This is a genomic window from Aequorivita marisscotiae (genome assembly GCF_029814825.1).
In the GTDB taxonomy this organism is placed as follows: Bacteria; Bacteroidota; Bacteroidia; order Flavobacteriales; family Flavobacteriaceae; genus Aequorivita; species Aequorivita marisscotiae.
This window is the reverse complement of sequence record NZ_CP122379.1, coordinates 3,190,000-3,211,642: the sequence shown is the minus strand read 5'-3', so window position 1 is coordinate 3,211,642 and position 21,643 is coordinate 3,190,000. Positions and strand designations below refer to the sequence as shown.

The 21,643-nt window shown below is 38.3% G+C and carries 18 protein-coding genes; 2 read left to right on the top strand and 16 right to left on the bottom strand.

Going from position 1 to position 21,643, the window contains the following annotated elements; genetic code table 11:
• Window positions 1-40: 40 nt before the first annotated feature.
• From ribB to tpx, 9 genes are all read right to left on the bottom strand, one after another.
• Window positions 41-1,189 carry a 3,4-dihydroxy-2-butanone-4-phosphate synthase gene (gene ribB, locus QCQ61_RS14315; RefSeq protein WP_279448333.1) on the bottom strand — a complete coding sequence of 383 codons (1,149 nt, stop codon included), beginning with the start codon at window positions 1,187-1,189 and terminating at the stop codon, window positions 41-43.
• A 238-nt stretch (window positions 1,190-1,427) separates the two neighbouring features.
• Window positions 1,428-3,365 carry an LptF/LptG family permease gene (locus tag QCQ61_RS14310; RefSeq protein ID WP_431605792.1) on the bottom strand — a complete coding sequence of 646 codons (1,938 nt, stop codon included), beginning with the start codon at window positions 3,363-3,365 and terminating at the stop codon, window positions 1,428-1,430.
• Window positions 3,366-3,442: 77 nt separating this feature from the next.
• Window positions 3,443-4,081: an outer membrane lipoprotein periplasmic chaperone LolA1 gene (lolA1, locus tag QCQ61_RS14305; RefSeq protein WP_279448332.1), complete on the bottom strand. Its 639-nt coding sequence runs from the start codon at window positions 4,079-4,081 to the stop codon at window positions 3,443-3,445.
• A gap of 1 nt (window position 4,082) precedes the next feature.
• Window positions 4,083-6,434, bottom strand: coding sequence for an FtsK/SpoIIIE family DNA translocase (locus QCQ61_RS14300; RefSeq protein WP_279448331.1), 2,352 nt, complete (start codon window positions 6,432-6,434; stop codon window positions 4,083-4,085).
• A 105-nt stretch (window positions 6,435-6,539) separates the two neighbouring features.
• Window positions 6,540-7,538 carry a hypothetical protein gene (locus tag QCQ61_RS14295; protein WP_279448330.1) on the bottom strand — a complete coding sequence of 333 codons (999 nt, stop codon included), beginning with the start codon at window positions 7,536-7,538 and terminating at the stop codon, window positions 6,540-6,542.
• Window positions 7,539-7,670: 132 nt separating this feature from the next.
• Window positions 7,671-8,300: a hypothetical protein gene (locus QCQ61_RS14290; RefSeq protein WP_279448329.1), complete on the bottom strand. Its 630-nt coding sequence runs from the start codon at window positions 8,298-8,300 to the stop codon at window positions 7,671-7,673.
• 9 nt (window positions 8,301-8,309) lie between these two features.
• On the bottom strand, window positions 8,310-9,713 hold the full coding sequence (locus QCQ61_RS14285) for a vWA domain-containing protein (protein WP_279448328.1): 1,404 nt from the start codon (window positions 9,711-9,713) through the stop codon (window positions 8,310-8,312).
• 140 nt (window positions 9,714-9,853) lie between these two features.
• Entirely contained in the window at window positions 9,854-10,213 is a 360-nt protein-coding gene (locus QCQ61_RS14280) for a diacylglycerol kinase (RefSeq protein ID WP_279448327.1), read from the bottom strand.
• Window positions 10,213-10,713, bottom strand: coding sequence for a thiol peroxidase (tpx, locus tag QCQ61_RS14275; RefSeq protein WP_279448326.1), 501 nt, complete (start codon window positions 10,711-10,713; stop codon window positions 10,213-10,215). Before tpx ends, QCQ61_RS14280 begins: the two co-directional genes overlap by 1 nt.
• A gap of 204 nt (window positions 10,714-10,917) precedes the next feature.
• Here tpx and QCQ61_RS14270 point away from each other — a divergent pair, with 204 nt between their 5' ends.
• Complete coding sequence (locus QCQ61_RS14270) at window positions 10,918-12,234, top strand: OmpA family protein (RefSeq protein WP_279448325.1); 1,317 nt, start codon at window positions 10,918-10,920, stop codon at window positions 12,232-12,234.
• Window positions 12,235-12,245: 11 nt separating this feature from the next.
• On the top strand, window positions 12,246-13,811 hold the full coding sequence (locus QCQ61_RS14265) for a DUF1565 domain-containing protein (RefSeq protein ID WP_279448323.1): 1,566 nt from the start codon (window positions 12,246-12,248) through the stop codon (window positions 13,809-13,811).
• A 144-nt stretch (window positions 13,812-13,955) separates the two neighbouring features.
• Here QCQ61_RS14265 and QCQ61_RS14260 read toward each other — a convergent pair whose 3' ends face one another.
• The 7 genes from QCQ61_RS14260 to nhaC all read right to left on the bottom strand — a co-directional run bounded on the left by QCQ61_RS14260 (window position 13,956) and on the right by nhaC (window position 21,537).
• The gene (locus QCQ61_RS14260; protein ID WP_279448322.1) at window positions 13,956-14,642 is read right to left on the bottom strand and encodes a hypothetical protein; all 687 of its coding nucleotides are present in this window, start codon (window positions 14,640-14,642) and stop codon (window positions 13,956-13,958) included.
• A gap of 31 nt (window positions 14,643-14,673) precedes the next feature.
• Window positions 14,674-15,306 carry a response regulator transcription factor gene (locus QCQ61_RS14255; protein ID WP_279448321.1) on the bottom strand — a complete coding sequence of 211 codons (633 nt, stop codon included), beginning with the start codon at window positions 15,304-15,306 and terminating at the stop codon, window positions 14,674-14,676.
• 36 nt (window positions 15,307-15,342) lie between these two features.
• The gene (locus tag QCQ61_RS14250) at window positions 15,343-18,495 is read right to left on the bottom strand and encodes a sensor histidine kinase (protein ID WP_279448320.1); all 3,153 of its coding nucleotides are present in this window, start codon (window positions 18,493-18,495) and stop codon (window positions 15,343-15,345) included.
• Window positions 18,496-18,705: 210 nt separating this feature from the next.
• Window positions 18,706-18,954 carry a DUF6952 family protein gene (locus tag QCQ61_RS14245; RefSeq protein ID WP_279448319.1) on the bottom strand — a complete coding sequence of 83 codons (249 nt, stop codon included), beginning with the start codon at window positions 18,952-18,954 and terminating at the stop codon, window positions 18,706-18,708.
• The gene (locus tag QCQ61_RS14240; RefSeq protein WP_279448318.1) at window positions 18,935-19,249 is read right to left on the bottom strand and encodes a thioredoxin family protein; all 315 of its coding nucleotides are present in this window, start codon (window positions 19,247-19,249) and stop codon (window positions 18,935-18,937) included. Before QCQ61_RS14240 ends, QCQ61_RS14245 begins: the two co-directional genes overlap by 20 nt.
• A gap of 3 nt (window positions 19,250-19,252) precedes the next feature.
• The gene (locus tag QCQ61_RS14235; protein WP_279448317.1) at window positions 19,253-19,888 is read right to left on the bottom strand and encodes a peroxiredoxin; all 636 of its coding nucleotides are present in this window, start codon (window positions 19,886-19,888) and stop codon (window positions 19,253-19,255) included.
• Between the two features lie 152 nt (window positions 19,889-20,040).
• Complete coding sequence (nhaC, locus tag QCQ61_RS14230; RefSeq protein WP_279448316.1) at window positions 20,041-21,537, bottom strand: Na+/H+ antiporter NhaC; 1,497 nt, start codon at window positions 21,535-21,537, stop codon at window positions 20,041-20,043.
• Window positions 21,538-21,643: the final 106 nt, after the last annotated feature.

The window sequence follows — 21,643 nt, the reverse complement described above, 5'->3', positions numbered from 1 at the left end:
ATAGATTTGTGTTCGTAGTTAAATAGGTAGCGATTTCTAATTAATACTTAATGTATTCCATTATTTCTAAACCGTAACCAATCATCCCTACACGTTTGGTCTGTTCGCTATTGGAGAGAAGTTTAATTTTGTGTATTCCCAAGTCGTGGAGTATTTGAGCGCCAATTCCAAAATCTTTGGCATCCATTTCAATACGGGGTGCTTTGGCAATTTCATTTGGCTTTTGGTTTTCTCTAAGCTCTTTTAATCTGCTCAGTAAATTCAAAGACTGGCTCTGCTGGTTTATAAATACAATAGCGCCTTTACCTTCCTTATTCAGAACATTAAACATATCGTCTAATTTTTGTTCGGCGTTGTTGGTAAGCGTTCCTAAAATATCGCTATTTACTAAGGTGGCATTAACACGAACTAAAACGGGTTCATTTTCCTTCCAATTGCCTTTTGTAAGGGCAATATGAATTTGGTCGTTGGTAGTTTGTTTATATGCGCGAAGTCTAAAATCGCCAAATTTTGTATTTATTTTAAAATCTTCCTTTTTTTCTATTAAAGAATCGTGCTCCATGCGGTATTTCACTAAATCTTCAATTGAAATAAGTTTAAGATCAAACTTTTTGGCAACCTTTATTAACTCGGGAAGACGTGCCATAGTACCGTCTTCGTTTAAAATTTCAACTAAAATTCCAGCGGGCTTTAAGCCGGCAAGACGCGCTAAATCTATTGCAGCTTCCGTGTGCCCCGTTCTTCTTAAAACACCGCCTTGTTTGGCACGAAGCGGAAAAATATGCCCAGGCCTTCCCAAATCGCTAGCTTTGGTGGTTTCCTCAACCAACGATTTAATGGTTTTAGATCGGTCGTGAACAGATATTCCCGTTGTACAACCGTGACCAATTAAATCTATTGAAACTGTAAATTGCGTATGGTGAAGCACGGTGTTGTTTTCTACCATCATATTTAAATCGAGCTCCTTGCAGCGTTCTTCGGTAAGTGGTGCGCAAATAAGTCCGCGTCCGTGGGTAGCCATAAAATTAATCATCTCTGGCGTTACCATTTCGGCGGCGGCAATAAAATCTCCTTCGTTTTCACGGTTTTCGTCGTCAACAACAATAATTACCTTTCCATTGCGAATATCTTCAATGGCTTCTTCTATAGTGTTGAGTTGAATTGATTTTTCTTTTTCTGTGGAAATCATAGCTTTAAATATGTTGTGCAAAGATAATAGAAACGTCTATAATTAGCCATGCCAAATTAGTTTACTTTGGTTATTTTAAAAGTAACCGATATCCGGCCAAAACAATACGGGAGTACATAATTAAATAGGTTGGTTATCGTGTTGCTGAAGTACTGAAGGTTAAAAATTAAAATTCAATAAAACTATAAATTTATGAGGTGTCGGAAGTACTGCCGAAACCCTATAATTTTTAGAAAAATTAATTTATCATCTGTAATTCCTCCTTCATTTTCTTTATGTGGTTAAAGTGAAGAAACACATAAATAACGGGGCCTAGCAACATAAATATTATCCAGGCACCGGTGTCTTGATCTTTCCCTAAAACTTTATAAAATTTTGAGCTGCTTAAAAGAGATTTAATTGCAAAAACATATAAGGCAACAAGCGAAATAATCTGCCCAATTTGAGAAATTAGTTTTAAGGTTTCGGACATGGTTAAATCTATATTGTTAAATAAAATCATTCCTAAAACACTAATAATGGAAGCGAAATAGGCAACCAATGCTTTTTTTGAAAAACTAGAAGATTCTTTAAAACTTTGCAAGGCGGAAGAATATTCCCTATTCTCAAAATCGCCACTCATTTTGAGTTCCATTTCAGAATATCCCTTTAAGCTAAGTTGTTGTAAAGCGGCGTTTCGTACTTCTTCGGAATAACCATACTGACGATAATTTTTTACAATATCTTTAAGCTGGGTTTCGGTTCTCGATAAAATCAAGGCTTTTTCCTGCTGTGTAAGTAAGATGGAAATTTCCTCTTTTTCAGCTATTTCTTCCGATGGCTTTTTGCCAAACAAACGCCCAATTCGCTGCATAAAGCTATCAAAATCAAAAATACCTTGGTCCGTTGTGGCGCGATAGGTTAGCCAAATACTTAGCGGAAACATTATTGCCGTGCTCAACCAAGTAGCAATAAACGGATGCATGGTGCCATCTTCGGCACTGTTTTTCGCAAATATTCCGATAAAATGATAGGTTAAAAAGAGTAAAATTGCCACCACCATCGGTAACCCCATTCCGCCTTTTCTGATAATGGCTCCGAGCGGCGCCCCCACAAAAAATAAAATAATACACGCAACACCCAAGGCATATTTTTCATGCAGTGCAATTTCGGTCTTGTTTAATCTTTTGGTTTTGTTTTTAAATTCTACTTTTTTGGCATCAACGGTTTGTAATGTTCCTTTAGCGTTGTTTAATGCCAGTTTAATTATTTGCAGCTGTTGCGCAGGTTTGTAAATTTCGAGAATGGAGTTTATAGCAGGTAATTTTGCGGTATCGCTTATATTGTTTTCCTTAAACTTTTCCACACCACTACGGTAGTACATATTTTTAGTGTAGCTTTGAATGTCGGTACTGTAACTTTTTGAAAGCGAATCAATTTCTACGTGTAATTCGCTAATATTATACATATTCTGATTGTTCAAATTATTTTCCTTATCAATGTCCTGATTGTTCAGTTCTGTAAGGTCAATATTGATGGCGTATTCTTCAAAATAGCTTTTTGCGAAAGGCTCCCCTTTTTGTTGGCCGGGTTTGTTGCTTTGAATTTCTTCGTAATAATTTCCTTCGTTCAAAATAAGCGAAAGGGTATTGCTGCCTTCTTGGCTAGCAAGCTCGCCGTTGTTTGCAATAATTACGGTAAAATTGCCATTGGGTTTCGCTTCATTCTTTTTATGGATTACTACATCTTTTAAAAATTGGCCTCTATCGCCACTTTTCTCTTCCACTTTTATATTGAACAACTCTCCAATCTGGCTAAATTGTCCTTCGGAAATAACCATCGAAGGTTGAAATTGCGAGATATTTCGCCGTAAATTCTGCCACTTGTATTCAGAATAGGGGATAACGCTGTTGGCGAAAAAAAACGCAGTAATTGAAAGTACTACAATAAAGCCAATAACCCCACCCATGGCACGTTGTAAGGAAATGCCGGTAGATTTCATGGCGGCAAACTCGTATTTTTCGGCGAAGCTCCCAAAAACCATTAAGGAAGTTACCAAAATGGTAAGCGGCAATACCAACGGAATTAATCTGGGTGAAACATACCAAAGAAATTTTAATATAATCCAAACATCTAAATCCTTGCCGGCAAGTTCAGAAATATATAACCAAATGGTCTGCAGGACAAATATGAACATTAAAATAATGAAGACGCTTAAAAACGTCTTCAAATATGTAACCAATATGTACCTGTCTAGTATTTTCACTTATGCGTTTATAGCTTATTTATGTAGTAGCCGTCCTTTTTATATTTGGCCTCATCAAAAGTAAACAAGGTTTTGGAAACAGGTTGATTTGTTTTAAAGGAATTAACGGTAAGGGTGTATTTTGTTCCTTTGGAATCTGTTTGTATAAGCTTGTAAATATGCTTTGTTTGAACATCTACACCTAAAAGAATATCTTTAATTTCAGCTTTTGAATCGATTGGGATAAGTTTAATATACTGAATTTTTCTACCCTTTACATTTTGCTCAATATCCATTTTATAGTTGTATCCCTTTTCGTAAAAAGTCAACATTTTTGAAGGCGTAATATCTTTATCGTCCTTTGGATTATAAGCCGAAATGGTTACTTCTTCATCTTCGGGAACAATAGTATAAATATTTTTTCCGTCAAAAATACGAGTAGTTCCGAGCATATTTAAAACGTACTTATCTCCCTGTAGCGTTACATCGCCACGAGTTTCTTGGTTTACGTTTTCTTTGCTGTTATTCAAGTTGTATTTAAAGTCGATTGCAATATTATCGTAGCTTTTAACTTTTTCAGAAACTTCTTTTAGCAACGACTTGGCATCTTGCGCCTGTGCGATAGTTGTAAGTGTAAGTGCGATTAATAGCAGACTGATTTTCTTCATTTTAATTATCATTAGTTTCGTTATCTAATAGTTGATTTAATGCGTCAATTGTGGGAACCAAAACCTGGCGTGCCTTACTGCCCTCAAAGGGACCAACAATTCCGGCCGCTTCCATTTGGTCTATTATTCTGCCCGCCCGGTTATACCCCAATTTTAGCTTTCGCTGCAATAATGAAGCCGAACCTTGTTGTGCAATTACCAATACTTCTGCGGCTTCGCGAAATAGTTTGTCGCGTTCCGATATGTCATTATCAATAGTTGTGCCACCCTCTTCACCTACATATTCAGGTAATAGATAAGCATCGGGATACGCTTTTTGCGACCCGATAAAATCTGTGATATCGGCAACTTCGGGCGTATCTACAAAGGCACATTGAATACGGGTTAACTCGTTACCTTGGGTATAAAGCATATCGCCACGCCCAATAAGTTGATCGGCTCCCGAATTGTCTAAAATGGTACGTGAATCAATTTTGCTAGTTACTCTAAACGCAATTCGCGCCGGGAAGTTGGCTTTTATAATTCCCGTAATTACGTTAACCGAAGGTCGCTGGGTAGCAATTATTAAATGAATTCCGATAGCACGTGCCAGCTGTGCCAAGCGGGCTATTGGCGTTTCAACCTCCTTTCCGGCGGTCATTATTAAATCGGCAAATTCGTCTATTATCAGGACAATGTACGGTAAAAATCGATGGCCTTCATTTGGGTTTAACTTCCTGTTTTTAAACTTGGTGTTGTATTCCTTAATATTACGCACCATTGCGTCTTTCAATAAATCGTAGCGCGCATCCATTTCAATACACAGTGAATTTAATGTGTGTATAACCTTGTTTGTATCGGTAATAATTGCCTCTTCGGTATCCGGCAATTTTGCTAAATAATGGCGCTCAATTTTGTTGAAAAGCGTAAGTTCTACCTTTTTTGGATCTACCAAAATAAATTTTACTTCTGCGGGATGTTTTTTATATAAAAGTGAAGTTAATACAGCGTTTAACCCAACCGATTTTCCTTGACCCGTTGCGCCTGCCATTAACATATGCGGCATTTTGGCAAGATCTACTACAAAAGTTTCGTTGCTAATGGTTTTTCCAAAGGCGATGGGAAGTTCCATTTCGGCATTTTGAAATTTTGCCGATGCAATCACCGAACGCATCGAAACAATTTTGGCGTTTTTATTGGGTACTTCAATACCAATAGTGCCGCGACCCGGAATAGGCGCAATAATTCTGATTCCCAAAGCGGAAAGCGAAAGCGCAATATCGTCCTCGAGGTTTTTAATTTTTGAAATTCGAATCCCCGCATCAGGCACAATTTCATATAAGGTAACCGTTGGGCCAACGGTAGCTTTTATATTTGCAATACCTATTTTATAATTGTTGAGCGTTTCAACTATGCGGTTTTTATTTTCTTCAAGTTCTTCTTGGTCTATTGTTATGCCAGCGCCAATAGTATAATCGCGAAGTAGTTCTAAATTGGGGAATTTATAATTACTGAGCTCCAGTTTGGGATCGAATTCACCAAAATCCTTGACTAATTTATTGCTTAAATTTTCAATTTCTTCCTCGTCAGCGGTTTGTTCTACCTCCATTTCTACATCGCCTTCAACATCAGATTTTAAAATTAATTTTTCTACTACGGGTGGTTTTGGTGTTGCCTTTTCCTCAATGATGGGTGCAGGTTTTTTCGTTTCGGATGTTTCTTCTTCTTCTGAAACTTTTTTGGCAGTAGTTTTCTCAGTTTCACCTGAAATAAATTCTGAAGCTATTTGTTCTTTCGTATTGCTAAATAGGCTAATTGCCATCTCTGGAGTTAATTTAAGCCTTACGACCAAATAAAAAATAAGGACAAAAACCATGACCAACATAGCGCCGATTAAGCCTAAATAATCTTGTAAAATATCGTTTGTTTCAAATCCTACGATTCCACTAAAAATGGTAGCTTCACCCCCGAAAAATCCGAAAAAAACAGAGGCCCAAAGCATTAATAACAATCCCCAAAACCAAAATTTTATTAGTTGCTTTTTAAGGTAATCGAAAAAATAATAAACACCAGTGAGTGCTACTAAAAAGGCAAAAATAAAAGCCGAAATACCAAAGCCGTCGTAGATAAAAAAGTGCGCCACATTTGCGCCAAATTTGTTGAGCCAGTTTTGGGTGGGAAGATTGCGCTCGGCAAAATTTCCTAATTCACTTTGGTCTGCCTGCCACGTAAAAAAGTAAGAAATAAAAGAGAACACCAATGCAAGCCCCAATAAAAACAAAAAGCTACCCAAAAGTATCTTTTGTTGTTTGGATAGCGAAAAACCTATTTTTTTACGCGGAGCTTTAGTTGTTTTCTTCTTTTTTTTGGCCATTAATGGAGCGGTTGTATTTGCTGCAAAAATACAAATATACAACGGCACAAGCTAAATAAAATTTTATAAAAAAATAGCGGCGTTAAAACGCTACTTTTCATGTGTTTAAATGTTGGGCAATTGGTATTTTACTACTAATTGGTCGTTCATTTTCCAGCGGATCCAACCTTTTCCCAATTCGCGATAATTTTTATCTTTTAAAATTACCTGAATCCAATCTTCCTTTACTTGCAACGGTGTTAAATGCACAAAAGGGGTATTAATATCTCCTGCATAATCCAGAGGTTTTTCTTTGGGAATTTGTGTTTTTCCTTCAATAAAATTAAGTGAGGAAGCCGTTAATAAAAATTCGGCCCAAAATAATAACTCCCCATTGTGTTTATTGAGGTAGGATGTTTGCCCAGTTTTGGAATTCACTTCTACTTCAATAAATTCGCGCCCAAGAGTTTTCACCTTAAAATAAAAAATGCCAAAAGATGTATTCATAGCCTCCGGCCAAAGCCAGGGGGGAGCAGATATAAGTGCGAAATCTCCAAACTGATCTCTCCCCAACGCCAGGCTATCTGTGGGGGTATGCTGGAATACCGATTTTTCTTGTGTCACATTTCCATAAAAGAATAGGGTAGGGAATTGAAAAAAGTTTGGCTTAAAAAACCCGATGCCCAAATCGTTATTTACATTTAATGAATTTTTTATCGATGTGTAATTAGATGCATCATTTTTATAATATGTTACCATACCAATGGGCTCCGTCTGCTTGGTTGGCGTAGTGGGAATAGATTGAAATTGTTCGGTTTTATCCTTTTCTTTTTGGCGCTGTTTGTACCGGTAATGGGTTATACCGTAGGAAATTATAATTATTACCAGCAATACAATATTGGCGTTTACAATAAATTTATGGGAAACAAAGTAGGCAATAAAAAATGAAGCAATAAAAGCGATACCCCCAAAGAGAACCCCATAACCCAAAACAATGGCACCGCCTGCCAAACCTTGTCCTTTCCCTGCTCCTATAAGTCCGGCAAAATACAGCCCAGCAATAAAAAAGGTAATAAGCATTAAAATATAAAAGGCGATTTTGGCGGGTTTAAAGAAGTTTTTCATTTTTTAGACATTAGACATTAGACATTAGACATTAGACATTAGATGTGAGACGTGATATTTTTTTTGAATGTATTTACCTGCAAGGCATTGTGTTGCTTTTCTGCAAAACTTCCTCGTAGGTCTGAGTTGAAATCAGGAAAATAAATTTGAATTAATCAGCAGTTTGTCGTCCTTTTTCCAACGTATCCAGCCTTTTCCCTTTACAGTGTTGTAATCGTCTGCCAATATTTCTACTTCCATCCAATCGCCCATAATGTAGCGAGCCCTAAAATTTGTGGGACTCACCACTCTTCCGGCAGATTTTATCATTGGATTATCGAATACTTTTTGATTTTTGTCTATAAATTCCACCGAATGGCAATTTAATAAAAACTCGCCCCAGGTTATGAAATTCCCTTGCCAAGCAGATACATAAGCCGTTTTGCCAGTTTCTTCATTGATGATAATTTCGTGATAATCCCGGCCCAATCGCTTTACTCTAATTAAAAAAACACCATAATCCAACTTTTCGTTAAATGGAGCAAAACCTTCAGGAGCGTAACCAATGCCATCCACATGATTGGCATATCGCTTTATAAATGTAATGCTGTCTATAGGGCGTTCCTGACTGCCCGCTCTGCTGTTTGGAATGTCGTATAAATAGAGTGTTTCGGCTTCTGTTGTATTTGGTGAAAAAAAACCTTCACCCAATTCACTTTGGGCTCCCACAGTAAGTAGTGAACCAAAGAATACTATAAAAAAAGTACATATATTATAATTCATGTTTCACAATTAATAGTTGAACGTTTGCTTTATAGCTTCCCCTTTTTTAACAGTTACCGTCGCCGATTTATCGCCGCTAAAACCTGTTTTTTTCAGTGCTCGGACTTTTATTTCATAAGTTCCTGGGTTTATATTCATTTTTACACCTCGATCGTATGATCTTCCGCCGCCTACGCTAGTACGGGAGTTTACCTCAATAATATTAACTGTGGCATCTATATTTTTACCTCCGCCCATTGGCACAACTTCTAGGGTGCCCGACTCAAAATTATAATCTACAGCAGTGGTTTGCCCGGCGGTTACAACTTGATTTTCTACCTTGGCTTTGGTATGTATTCCATTTAGTTTAATAGCTTGCAATACAACGCTGTATGTGCCTGCGTTTAATTCAAATTCCTTAGTTCTGCCGTAAGTACGACCACCGCCAACTGTTTTTCCATCGGCATCCAGAATCTTTACGGTACTATCCCAGCCTTCCCCATTATTGGTAGAGGTTACGGCAAACTTGCCACCATCAAAACTTATAATACTATAGGTTTTGTTATCGTTGGAGGTTCTAATTCCTTTTAAAATAATGGGTTCTACTCTTGAATTTTCTAAGGGACGTATTTCAAGGTCGTAGGTTTCTTGCGGTAAATACACAAAGGAAGTGTCGCGATAGGTGCGCGTGCCTCCGGCTTTATTTTTGGTGCCTGCTTTATATGCAGTAACCAAGGCATCTATGGCTTTACCGTTCATTGTAGCATAAACTCCGTGATTTCCCTTTGGCTTATCTACAGTTTCTGATGCTACTTCGGTCATTGCCTCACTTAAGCCACTGGCATCGGCGGCGTCGTAATAGTTGCCATCACCGGCTTTTGCAGCACATTCCAACTGCTTGGTTTCTCCAGCTTTTAAGCCGAAACCTACTATGTGCAATTTAAAATCAATTCCTTCTTTTTTGGCGGCTTTTACCACATCGCAGATATCGCCGTCGCAGGATTCTATACCGTCGGTTATTAAAACGATGGTCGCTTTTTCCTTACTTTTCCGAAGCTGTTCCATAACCATTTCTGCGGAATAGGCGAGGGGGGTCATCCCCAAGGGTTTGATGTTTTTAACGGCCAGTGCTACTTCGCTTTTTGAAGTATTGCTAATAGGAAGCAATGTTTCTACATCTCGGCAATCTCCCTTTTTACGATGTCCGTAAGCAACGAGCCCAATTTTTTGGTTTTCGGCAAAATCGTTAATGGAATTGGAAAGCACCGTTGATGCAATTTCCATCTTCGTTTTGCCTTGCATTTGGCCCCACATAGAGCCACTGGCATCATAAATAAAAATAATGGGGGAAGGAACTTCTGGAGCTTGCTTGGTCTGCGCCTCACTTTGGAAAGTGAAAAGCAAAATGCAGAAAATAGTAACTAATTGTTTCATAATCAATAAGTTTGGTTGTGTTAAATTTAGTGAAAATTAATTCAAAAAATAAACTTACAACCAAATCAGAGAAAATGTAATTACCCAATTGGGTAGTTTTAAAGCCTTAAGCCTTAACGGGAAGGAATGCGTATAAGAAGTTAAAATTTCGGGATATAAATAAAGCACCCAATGATTATCGCAGTAACGGCCGCAAAAAAAACAGCACCCGCCGCAATGTCTTTAATTAATCCAATTTTATTGTGGAAATCGGGATGCACAAAATCCGCAATTTCTTCCACAGCTGTATTTAAGCCTTCAATACTGAGTACTAATCCTATTGCGAATATTTGAAACATCCATTCAACGGTAGTAATTTCAAAATAAAAACCCGCAATGGTCATTATTATCGCCAGAGCGGTTTGCACCTGAATACTCGCTTCATTGCGAATTAATAGAAAAGCACCTTTGAATGCATACCGAAATGCTTTAAGGCGCTTTCCTAAAAATGAATTCCTCATTATAAAAGAGTTTTTAATGCGGAAAGATAATCGGGCTCCTCACCAATGGCAGGTACCTGCTGGTTGTAAATTACTTTCCCATCTTCATCTAAAACAACTACGGCACGGGAATGAAGCCCTCTAAGCGCGCCGCTGGTCATTTCAACCCCGTAATTTTTTCCGAAGTTGCCATCGCGAAAATCAGACAGATTTGTAACGTTATTTAATTCCTCATCATTTACAAAACGTTGTTGGGCAAAGGGAAGGTCTTTAGAAATACAAAGCACTTTTGTGTTTTCCAATCCAGTTGCTTTTTCATTAAATTTTCTAACCGAGGTGGCACAAACATTAGTGTCTATGCTCGGAAAAATATTCATTACCACTCGCGACCCTTTGTAATCGGAGAGTTTTTTTGAACTTAAATCGCGCGTGGTTAATTCAAAATCTGGAGCTTTTTCTCCCACTTTTGGAAGGGTTCCGAATGTTTCAATGGTGTTGTCACCTAATTTTATTTCTGCCATAATTTCTTTTAAAATTTATTTGCTTAAAAATAAGAAATCAAATTCACAATGATTCTAAAAGTCTTCCTAAAGGTTTTTAGTGCCTTTGCAATGTGGTAACATTCGGTTTGTCATTTTTTAAATTACCCAGACGGGTAATTGACTGGCGTTTACGTGTATAGTAGATTTGGACGTATTAACTCTCCCCATTTTAAACTTCAAATTATGAAAAACAAAAACTTTATTACAGCACTTATCGTGTCGGTATTGGTGGCGTTTTTGGGCGTACAAACAGCCGAAGCACAGATCTGGAAAAAATTAGGAAAAAAATCTGAAGATGTCATCACCAGAAAATTAGAGAAAAAAGTTGAAAAAGATACCGGGAAAGCAATGGATACCCTTTTGGGCAACGATGGCGGAAGTAGCTCCAGTGGCACTTCTAATGATGGAACCTCAAATGGTAATAGTGGCGAACCCGATAGTGGAAGCAACACCGAAGTAGCTCAAACCGAGACCGCCACGGTAACCATGTACAAAAAAAGCGATTGGGTGCCGGGAGAGGATATCATTCTTTTTGACGATTTTGCCGATGACCCCGTGGGCGATTTTCCGCAATTATGGAATACCAAAGGTTCTGGTGAGCTTGTTACTTTGAGTGACAATCCGAAACAAAAATGGTTGAAAATGTACAATTATACAAAGTACGAACCAGATTTACCAAAGAATCTGCCAAAGGATTTTACTGTTGAATTTGATGTTAGAGCTTTTAATTTAAAGAATAATAATACTTCACAAACAGCAGGCTTTTATGTGTATTTAGCCGATGGGGTTAAACCTCTAAAATTAGGCCAGCGATATGTGTATAGCTATTTCTCACCATATCCCAATTGGGTTAAAGCCCAAAACTTAAAATCGATAGATCACCAAGGTGAGGGTGAAATGGCCGTAGGGCGAACCGAAAGAGATATACGCCAAGCTTTTCAGAAAGGGATGCATGTGGCTATTTCAGTTAAAGAGAAACGCTATAGAATGTATGTGAATGGTGAGAAAATTTTTGATGCGCCACGAGCCATCAACGACTCTAAAAATTTTGGCAGTATCATTTTTGACAGTTATGGGCTGAAGGACGATCAGGCCATTTTGTTAACTAACTTACGTGTGGCCGAAGGTTTGCCAGAACCACGGACCAAGTTGTTTAAAACGGGAAGCTATTCTACCACCGCCATCACGTTTGATGTAGATAGCGATAAATTGAAACCTGAAGCTTATGGTATTCTAAAGGAAATTGCGGAAGCGATAAATTCTGAACAGGGAAAAAATATATTGATTACCGGCCACACGGATTCCGATGGATCCGATGAGCACAATATGGATCTTTCCAACCGTCGTGCGGCATCGGTAAAAAATGCGTTGGTAAACGAGTTTGGAGTTTCTGAAGCTCGGTTAACAACCCAGGGAAAAGGAGAAAGCGACCCAGTGGCTTCTAATGATACTGCACTTAATAAGGCGAAAAACCGTAGAACGGAATTCAAACTTTTATAAAACGAAAGAATATGAAAAAATTACTCTATATCATCAGCTTTTTGTTCTTTACGGTCGCAATTGCCCAAGACGATTGCATACCTATTCCCAACGGAAATTTTCAGGAATGGTCTGGAACCGACAACCCCAAAAACTGGCTCACTACAAATATGGGCGATAAATACGGCACGCCAAACATTAATTTTGATATGCGGAATGTATTCCAAACTCCGGGAAAATTCGGCTTTGGAGTTCGGATAAAAAATGCTTCAATACTTGAAATGCTTAAAAATGAAAAACCGGCAGAGTATGCAAAATTACCAGCATCAATTAAAGAGCAACTCCGGAAGAGTTCCTTTAGCGGGTCATTATTTACCTGTCAAGGCAATTGTGAAGGAGCTGTCTTAGCAGAAAACGAAATTTTTATGCGCGAAAACATGAGTTTTCCCGTGGAAAAAGCTCCCGGCGCATTATGTGGCTATTATAAAGCTAATTTAAAAGAAGGCGATAAGCTATGGCTTTGGCCCATATTATTTATGGAAAACAAAAACTTTGCAGGTGGTGTGATGCCGGGAGAAACTGCTTCAGTAATTTCAAAAAGTACTGGCGATTGGACTCCTTTCAGAATTCCACTTCGCATTTTGCCAAACCGAAAAGTGGCTAAAGCAGCAATACAGCTGCAAATGGTAAATAGTGGCTTTCCCGTTACGCCGCCCTATGGAATGAATGCGGTGGAACTCGCACAAAAATACCCCAGTACTGATGGCAGTGAAGTGTTTATAGACGAACTGTGTTTTTGTGGGGAAGCAGATTATATAGCTGAAGATGATCCTATTTTAGATGGAATTGATACAGGGGGAGGCTCAATAGGGCAAAACCCAAATGACGACGGAACTAACGGTGATGATGATCATCCAGAAAACCTATATGTTGCAATGGATGGTAACGACGCCAATTCTGGTAGTAAAACCAATCCGTTTGCAACACTTCAAAAAGCGTTGGATGTTGCCAATGGCAAACGGCAACAAGGAAAAAATGCAACTATAATTGTAAGGGATGGTACCTATAAACAAGCAGCTTCGGTGCAATGGGGAACTTCAAGTTTGCCGCCGCTCAAAATAAAGGCTGAAAATGAACATCAAGCTATTTTTGTGGGGTCTGAAAAGATTTCCGGTAATATTTCTTGGCAAAATTTTGGTCAGGATATTTATAAAGCCTCCAATGCCAAATTACATCCAAATATGGTTGAGGCAGTTACGGATTATTCTAACCCTTATCAAAATTCAGTACCTGCTTTGCTGATGAATGGCGAAGTTCTAAATTTTACCCAAGCAGTCCAGCAAACCGCCGGCAGCTATTTTGTTTCACCGCAAATTACAATGGTACATCCTAAAAATGGGGCTGCGCCATCAAGCTCAAATACCGAAGTTTCTGTGTTCCCTTCAGCAATTAAAATATCAGGTGGGGGAGCGATATCAATAAATGGATTGCGATTTAAAGGTTATCCTATTTCTTCATTGCCTTCGGGAACGGTACCATTTAAATCGGGTTTGGACGTAAGTGATAATGTGGGTGTAGCCAATTGTTTGTTTAAATAACCTTGAAGTCTATATAAAATAATTTGAAAAATAAGTTTTGTTGAAGTGCTTTTAAATTGAAGTCCCGCTCGTATATAATACAAGCGGGATTTTCAATTTTTGGGCGTAATTGTTCAGTAGTGAATGCATAAAGGGAAAGCATATTTATTGCTCCGTCATATCGGCAAGCGTATGGCCCTCGGTACTAAAAATTGCATCGTCAAAGGTATCGTTCAAATTAAGTATTGATAACAGTACTGGATCTTTCCTTTCCCGCACGTGAATTTTCGCAAGCATCGAAAATCCCTGTATTCCGCAGTTTGCTAGCATTTCTACCGCACTATCATCTTTTCCGGCACCTACGGTTTGGTAGGCCAACACTTGTACCAAACTCAATTCAATTTCGTTGGCAATCCAAAAAGTAGCTTCCAATTTATCGAAGCTACAAACCATTTTATTACACAAGTAACCATTTATTTCTTTTTGCTCGTTGGCCGTGTTCAACTGTTTTCTTGGACCTGTGCCGTAATCCCTAAGCGCATAATCCATTGAGGGCCAATACTTTTTGTTCATCGGCAATATATAGCCACCTTTTTTTTCATTCACTATAAATAACCCGGTAATAGTGCTGTCTTTCGGACTAAAAACCAAGCGCAGATCGGGTTGGTTGCCACGGGCGTGAATGATAAGCGCCTTTTTGTTTTCTCCAAAAAAGAAGGATAACGTATCGCTGCGGCTATTGACGTCGGGATTTTCCGGGCCAATAACGAGGTCAAAACTGCCGGTAAAATTTTGCGCAAAAACAAATTGCGATATAATTATAAATACGGTGGTGGCTATTAATTGTTTCATCTGTATTATTTTAAATTTATAAATGTAAACTTCAAAAGAGTCCCTTGCGAAACCCTTTCTTTACTGCCTCCGCTCGTGAATTAACGTGCAGCTTTTTATAGATATTTTTTACATGTGCTTTAATGGTGTTAACCGAAACAAAGAGCTCATCTGCAATCTGGCTGTTGTTGGTGCCATTGCTCAGCTTTTCCAAAACTTCCAATTCCCGTTCGCTTAAAATAGTTTCGTACGATGGCTTAAACGAAGTAATTACTTCTCTAGCAATAGAAGGACTCATAGGCGCGCCGCCTTCAAAAACTTCACGTATGCCATCGAGCAGCAATTTTGAATGATTGCCCTTTACCAAATATCCCACAGCTCCTTGCCGTAACGCGGAAAAAACGTGTTCAGATTCCTCGTGTATCGTAAGCATTACAATGTTTAGGTCAGGCTGTATTTTTTTTAACTTCGCAATAGCCTCAATACCGCTTATGCCTGGAAGATCAATATCTAATAGAAGCACATCGGGGTAGTTTTCACTAAAGTTTTCGAGTGCCTCTTCCGCAGAAAAATACGTGCCTATTACTTTAAAACCGTCAGCATTATTCAATACTTGTTGTAGCGATTTTAAAATCAAGGCATCATCTTCTATGATACAAATTTTTATGGTGGGCTGTACAGTCATTGTCTTGTAGAAAGATACGTTACTTTCAAGGCTTTTTCAATTACCCAAGCGGGTAGTTTCCAGTGTTAGAGTAAGTTTGGTGCCGCCATTGGTTTCCGATTTTATTTTCAATGCACCGCCTAGTGCTTCGGCGCGCTCTTTCATATTTGTTAATCCGTTGCCACGGGTAGTTGTATTGCTGTTAAAGCCTTTACCGTTGTCTGCTAAGCTTAGTTGTAGCATTCCGGGTCTCGAATTTATTTTAAAACTTATTTCTGTACAGTTACCGTGCTTTACACTATTGTTTATCGCTTCTTTTAAAATAAGTAGCAGATGCCTTCTTTCAGCCATATTGAGTTCTTTCTTTTTTAAATTTTCAGAAATATTCTGTGACTTAAACTGAATATTTCCGAATTCACAGAACTTTGCGGCAAATTCCACAAAACGAGTTAGTGTATCAAAAGCATTGTCTTTACTTGGGTCCAAAGCCCAAATAAAATCGCGCATTCCTCCATTGAGGTCCTGAAGGTTCGTATCAATCTGTGCCAGGTATTCGAGCATTTCGGGGTCATTGTCAGACTTCATTTTTGCAAGTTCAGTTATCAATGCGATACGCGTAATTCGGGTGCCAGCTTCGTCGTGAAAATCGCGTGAGCTTCGCTTTCTAAAAATATCGCGTTCCTGCGCCCGGGCTAATTCTAACCTACGTTCCTGCTGCAAACGTAATTTAAGGAGTAAATACACGGTTGCAATGGCAAGGAAAAAATACAATATATACGCCCACCAACTTTGGAACCAGGGGGCGAGCATTTCCAGTTCAAGAGTAGCCGTTTCGCTCCAAACGCCATCGTTGTTTGCTGCCTTGGCCAACAATGTATAGTTTCCAGCACCGAGGTTTGACCGTGTAATTACAGGGCTTTTAGATTCAATCCAATCGTCATCAAATCCTTCCAGTTTGTAGGCGTAACGGGTTTCTTCGGGGAGTGTGAAGTTTACTGCATCAATACTAAAGGAAATTATTTTATCGGATGGATTTAGGGTTACCTTTTCAACATATGCTATATTTTTTGGGATTAACGTGTTCTTGGTTTTTTTATTTGAAATGGCAACGGGAACATTCACAATTCGAAAGTCTGAAAATGAAACTTGCGGTGGAAATTGGTTTTTATATATTTCTGAAGGTCTAAAACGAACAATACCATTCGTTCCTCCGAAATATATAACGCTGTCTTTAGTGAGCGTTGCCGCGTTGTGATTGAACTCAAAGTTACGAGCGTTCATTATTCTTTTATACGAAGTGGCTTTTTTTTCAGCAGTATTTATTTTTGAAATTCCGTTCCCGGTACTTATCCAATATTCGTTGTTTTTTGTCTTTATTATTTCCGAGGTAAAATCGCTTGAAAGCCCATTTTCCGTAGTATATAATGTGTAATCGGGGTTTTCGGTAGTGAGCAGTTGTTCTGCATTTGGAAAATGGAACACCCCTGCTTCTGTTGTAAGTAAGGCCTCTTTTCCACTAAAAAAATAGTCGTTTACCACTTTTAAATGGAAGGGTTTATCGCCCTTTATTTTTTTAAAAGAAGTTTCTGAAGTAGGATTTTCTACTACAGCCCCGCCCAGATTGAAATTACCCAACCAAACTCTTTTTTTATCGTCTATTTGAAGCGTAACAACAAAGTCTTTGGAACTCATTTCGGGATTTTGATCTTCATAGCGATATTGCTGTGCTTTTCCGGCGGCATCAAAGGTAATGACCCCTGCTCCGTGGGTTGCCAACCAAGTTCGGTTTTCAGCATCATTTTTAATCTCGTAAATTCGTTTTTCGGGAAGTTTGTTAGCTGCGATCGGACCTTCTGGAACGGTAGTAATTGTGTAATTAAAGTTGCTTCTATCTGGCCAATTAACGATATGCAGACCGCCGGGGCTGCTTATCCAAATATTGCCTTTTTTATCTTCGGCTAAAGAATATATAGCGCTACTGCGCAGATGTTTGTTGCCAGCACCTTTAGTTATGTGATGAAATTTTTGTTCGCCATCCTCGTTTTTCCAAAGAATGGTTATGCCGCTATCCATAAAACCAAACCAGAGATATCCTTTAGAATCTTCCAAAATGCAGAAAGTATTATTGCTTGAAATGCTTTGTGGATTTCCGTTTTGGTGTTTTAATATTTCAAATTGGTTAAGGTAGGGATCATACAGATCTACGCCGGCAGCAGAACCAATCCACATTCTATTTTGCTGGTCTTGGTACAATTTTTTTATTGCGTTTTGTGAAATGGAATTTGAGTTGTCGGTTTCACTTCGGTAGTAATTTATTTTATTGGTTTTTTGGTCAAAGACGGCTAAACCTTCATAACTGGCAATCCACAATTTTCCCGAGGCATCCTCTTCAAAATCGTAAACTGTGGTTTTTTCTTCTTTTGGGTGAGTGAGTTGGGGAAACTCCTTAAATTTGGGGTTATCTATATTTCCTGACATTTGTATCACCCCATCATAATTGGTAGCAATCCATATTTTGTCATTGGAATCCTTAAACAAGCTCCATAACCCTTTTTCACGCATTTTCAGGGGAATGGCTATTTGTTTAAAATTATCATTTTTTGGATTGAATGCAACTAAACCTTCATCTGTAGCCAAAAGTAGCGAGCCATTTTTAAGAAGAAGTATATCTATAATTGAGTAGATATTTGGTATTTCTGAATTATCCTCCTTGTGCCACCAAGTAGCAATTTGATGGGTTTTGGTATTTATTTTTGAAAGCCCCCCGTTGGTGCCGAGCCAAAGATAGTCACCGTCTTCCTTAATTACCTTTATTATTCGGCCTGCCAGACAATTTTTACAATCACCTATTTCTGTAAAGTTTGTAAACGCTTCAAGTTGCGGGTCGTATTTTGAAAGTCCACCCGAGGTGCCAATCCAGATCATTTTGTTTTTATCCTCAATGATGCTTCTAATTTTGGGGTTGGGAAGTCCATTTTTCGTACTATCCCGCGAAACGGTAAAAATCTTAAAATGCTTTCCATTGCCTTTGTTTAAGCCGTTTGCCGTGCCAATCCACATATAACCACGGCTGTCTTGAAAAAATGCGGTAATATTTGAGCCTGACAATCCTTCTTCCACACCGAAATGCTGAAAGGAAAGGTGATTTTGAGCCGAAAAAACCCCAACAAAACCAAGAAAAAACAATACTTGAAACAATAAACATCTCATTCGTAAAGTGTTTGTTTATTGAAAGTTACGAAAATATCTTTTAAATAAATGCCGTTATTTCTAAAATAAGATAAAATTGTTTTAAAATAACACGAGTACCGTTAGAGGAATTAAAGTTACTTTAGATACCATTTGGTGGCGTGGTAAACATGTAAAAAGTCCCTTTGCAAATAATTGCAAAGGGACCTTTATAAAATATACTTCAAATAATTATCGGTCTATACTTCCCAAAACTTTTTGTGCAAAAGCATTTGCAGCGTCGCGCTCCGGCATACCGTCATCAATCATCTTGTGTACTTCTACCGCCCCGCAAAGGTTGGTAATAAGTTCGCCAATGACGTCCATTTCTTCATCCGTAATTCGGTTGTACTCGCTGAACGATTCCAAAACTTCAACGCAGCTTTCAATCTGCGCTATGGAATTGTTGCGTTGAATATGTCTAATTACTGGCAACTTCATCTACTAGATCTTTTAAAAGTTCAAATTTGTTGGTCTGAACTTGGTTTACCAGTTCGCCATTCTTGAAAGTTGCGAAGGTTGGCAAATTATCAACATTCGCCATTTTTCTACTTTCAGGAAACTTTTCGGCATCTACCAAAACAAATTTTAAATTATCAGTTTCCGAAGCCAACTTTTTGAATTTCGGTTTCATCACTCTGCAATTGCCGCACCATCCTGCCGAGAACTGAACTACTACGTTCTTTTCTTCAGAAATTAGCTGCTGCAGACTATCATCTTTTAACTCAACTACCATATCTTAATTTCTTAAATATGTGGCTACTGCTTCGCGCGTTGCTTGCATAGCATCTTTTCCTTCTTCCCAGTTTGCTGGACAAACTTCACCGTTTTTCTGAACGTGCGTATATGCATCAATTAATCTAAGAAATTCATTTACATTTCTTCCCAATGGCATATCGTTTACGCTTTCGTGGAATACTTTTCCTTCTTCATCAATTAAATATGTTGCACGGTATGTAACGTTATCGCCATCTACAGTTAACAATCCGGTTTCTTCGTCGTAACGCTCATTGGTAATATCCAGAATTCCAAGGGCGTTAGATAAGTTGCGGTTTGTATCTGCCAATAGGGGGTAAGTTACTCCTTCAATCCCGCCGTTGTCCTTCGGTGTGTTTAACCACGCAAAGTGTACCTCGGGAGTATCGCAAGATGCTCCGATTACCATTGTGTTTCTGTCTTCAAATTTTGAAAGTACTTCTTGGAAAGAGTGAATTTCAGTTGGGCATACAAATGTAAAGTCTTTTGGATACCAGAAAAGCAATACTTTTTTGTTGTTTTTCTTAGCTTCTTCAAGCACATTTAATTTAAAAGTATCTCCCATTTCGTTCATTGCATCAACTGAAATGTTTGGAAATTGTTTTCCTACTATAGCCATAGTTTTATTTATTTTTAAGGTTAATATTTTTCTACTACAAAGATAGAAAGTACCTTAAAAAAAGAATGAAATCTTGAATGGATTAACTTATAAAACAATAGATTTTAACAATAGGTTAAAATTTTAACGATAAATAAAAGTGATGATGGGTTTTAGGCCTTCGCCGAAGAAGTTGTTAGCATTCTAATCTTAATTCTAAAAGCAGCGAAGAGCAACGTCATAAATGGACTTAGCCAATTAAAGATGGCGTAGCCGGCATAATGAAGTGTATCTACACCCAAGACGCCACTGTGATAGGCGCCACAGGTATTCCAAGGAACCAACACCGAAGTTACCGTACCTGAATCCTCAAGCGTTCGTGAAAGATTTTCCGGTGCTAAGCCCTTGTCCTTAAAGGCTTGTGAATACATTTTTCCCGGAACCACAATAGCCAAATATTGATCACTGGCAGTCAGGTTCAGCGCCAAACAGCTGGCCACGGTACTTGCAAATAGCCCGAAAGTAGTGTGAAACAATTTTAATAGCGCTTTACTAATGGCAGAAAGTGCGCCAATCCCGTCCATTATACCTCCAAAAACCATAGCGCATAATATGAGCCAAATGGTCTTTAACATTCCTGACATCCCGCCAGCAGAAAACAATTCTTTTAAAGCTTCATTTTCTGTAGGAATCGCGCTATCAACGGTTATGGCGTTCATTATTCCTTTATATCCACTCTCAAAGGTAAGCGACGAGCTTCCTCCAATGGCGGCTACAATATTAGGTTGAAATAGTAAAGCGGCAACTGCGCCCAAAAGTGTGCCTAATAATAGCGCTATTAATGGAGGGGTTTTTTTTACAATTAAAATGATTACAATCAGAGGCACCACAAACAACCACGGACTTACATTTATTGAATCTTTTACAGCTGCTAAAATTAAATGGGTATCTGCAGTTCCAGAAGTGTCTAAAGAAAAACCTATTATTATAAATACTAAAAGTGTAATGGTTAAAGTGGGTACTGTTGTGTACAGCATATACCTAATATGAGTAAATAAATCTGTACCAGCCATAGCAGGAGCGAGGTTTGTAGTGTCGCTCAATGGTGAAATTTTATCACCAAAATAAGCGCCAGAAAGTATAGCACCGGCCGTCATCCCCACAGAAATACCCAATGCATTTGCAATTCCAATTAAAGCAATACCTACGGTGGCCGAAGTAGTCCAACTACTACCGGTAGCTACCGAAATAATTGCGCAAATAATTACACAGGATGCTAAAAATATGGTTGGATTTAAAATTTGTAATCCATAATAAATCATTGTTGGTATTATTCCGCTTATCAGCCAGGTTCCTGCCAGTGCACCAACCAATAACAGAATTAAAATAGCGCCAGCGGTAGATTTAATGTTTAATGCAACTTCTTCCAACATTTGTTCAAATTTCACTTTGTTGAAAAAGCCAACAATTGCAGCAACGGCGCCACCCATTAAAAGAATAAACTGGTTGCTACCTTCTAAAGCATCTTCCCCATAAGCGAAGAATACATTATAAAAAAGCATTATAATAAGTGCAAAAACAGGTATTAAAGCTTCCCAAATATTCAGTTCTTTGTTTTCTACTACTTGATCATCTTTTGGGTTTGTGGGCTTTATATCCTGACTTTGCATAGGGAAGTTTTAAAATTGAAATGTAATGTTACGATTTTGTTAAAACCTATGCAAATTTTAACTTCTCTCTTTGGGTTCATCCGAGCATTTGGCCAATTTCTTTTGA

What these genes read in the sequence shown, in the direction of transcription:
- ribB (WP_279448333.1), bottom strand. Translation starts at nt 1,189, where the DNA reads ATGATTTCCACAGAAAAAGAAAAATCAATTCAACTCAACACTATAGAA.
- QCQ61_RS14310 (WP_431605792.1), bottom strand. Translation starts at nt 3,365, where the DNA reads ATGTTCATATTTGTCCTGCAGACCATTTGGTTATATATTTCTGAACTT.
- lolA1 (WP_279448332.1), bottom strand. Translation starts at nt 4,081, where the DNA reads ATGAAGAAAATCAGTCTGCTATTAATCGCACTTACACTTACAACTATC.
- QCQ61_RS14300 (WP_279448331.1), bottom strand. Translation starts at nt 6,434, where the DNA reads ATGGCCAAAAAAAAGAAGAAAACAACTAAAGCTCCGCGTAAAAAAATA.
- QCQ61_RS14295 (WP_279448330.1), bottom strand. Translation starts at nt 7,538, where the DNA reads ATGAAAAACTTCTTTAAACCCGCCAAAATCGCCTTTTATATTTTAATG.
- QCQ61_RS14290 (WP_279448329.1), bottom strand. Translation starts at nt 8,300, where the DNA reads ATGAATTATAATATATGTACTTTTTTTATAGTATTCTTTGGTTCACTA.
- QCQ61_RS14285 (WP_279448328.1), bottom strand. Translation starts at nt 9,713, where the DNA reads ATGAAACAATTAGTTACTATTTTCTGCATTTTGCTTTTCACTTTCCAA.
- QCQ61_RS14280 (WP_279448327.1), bottom strand. Translation starts at nt 10,213, where the DNA reads ATGAGGAATTCATTTTTAGGAAAGCGCCTTAAAGCATTTCGGTATGCA.
- tpx (WP_279448326.1), bottom strand. Translation starts at nt 10,713, where the DNA reads ATGGCAGAAATAAAATTAGGTGACAACACCATTGAAACATTCGGAACC.
- QCQ61_RS14270 (WP_279448325.1), top strand. Translation starts at nt 10,918, where the DNA reads ATGAAAAACAAAAACTTTATTACAGCACTTATCGTGTCGGTATTGGTG.
- QCQ61_RS14265 (WP_279448323.1), top strand. Translation starts at nt 12,246, where the DNA reads ATGAAAAAATTACTCTATATCATCAGCTTTTTGTTCTTTACGGTCGCA.
- QCQ61_RS14260 (WP_279448322.1), bottom strand. Translation starts at nt 14,642, where the DNA reads ATGAAACAATTAATAGCCACCACCGTATTTATAATTATATCGCAATTT.
- QCQ61_RS14255 (WP_279448321.1), bottom strand. Translation starts at nt 15,306, where the DNA reads ATGACTGTACAGCCCACCATAAAAATTTGTATCATAGAAGATGATGCC.
- QCQ61_RS14250 (WP_279448320.1), bottom strand. Translation starts at nt 18,495, where the DNA reads ATGAGATGTTTATTGTTTCAAGTATTGTTTTTTCTTGGTTTTGTTGGG.
- QCQ61_RS14245 (WP_279448319.1), bottom strand. Translation starts at nt 18,954, where the DNA reads ATGAAGTTGCCAGTAATTAGACATATTCAACGCAACAATTCCATAGCG.
- QCQ61_RS14240 (WP_279448318.1), bottom strand. Translation starts at nt 19,249, where the DNA reads ATGGTAGTTGAGTTAAAAGATGATAGTCTGCAGCAGCTAATTTCTGAA.
- QCQ61_RS14235 (WP_279448317.1), bottom strand. Translation starts at nt 19,888, where the DNA reads ATGGCTATAGTAGGAAAACAATTTCCAAACATTTCAGTTGATGCAATG.
- nhaC (WP_279448316.1), bottom strand. Translation starts at nt 21,537, where the DNA reads ATGCAAAGTCAGGATATAAAGCCCACAAACCCAAAAGATGATCAAGTA.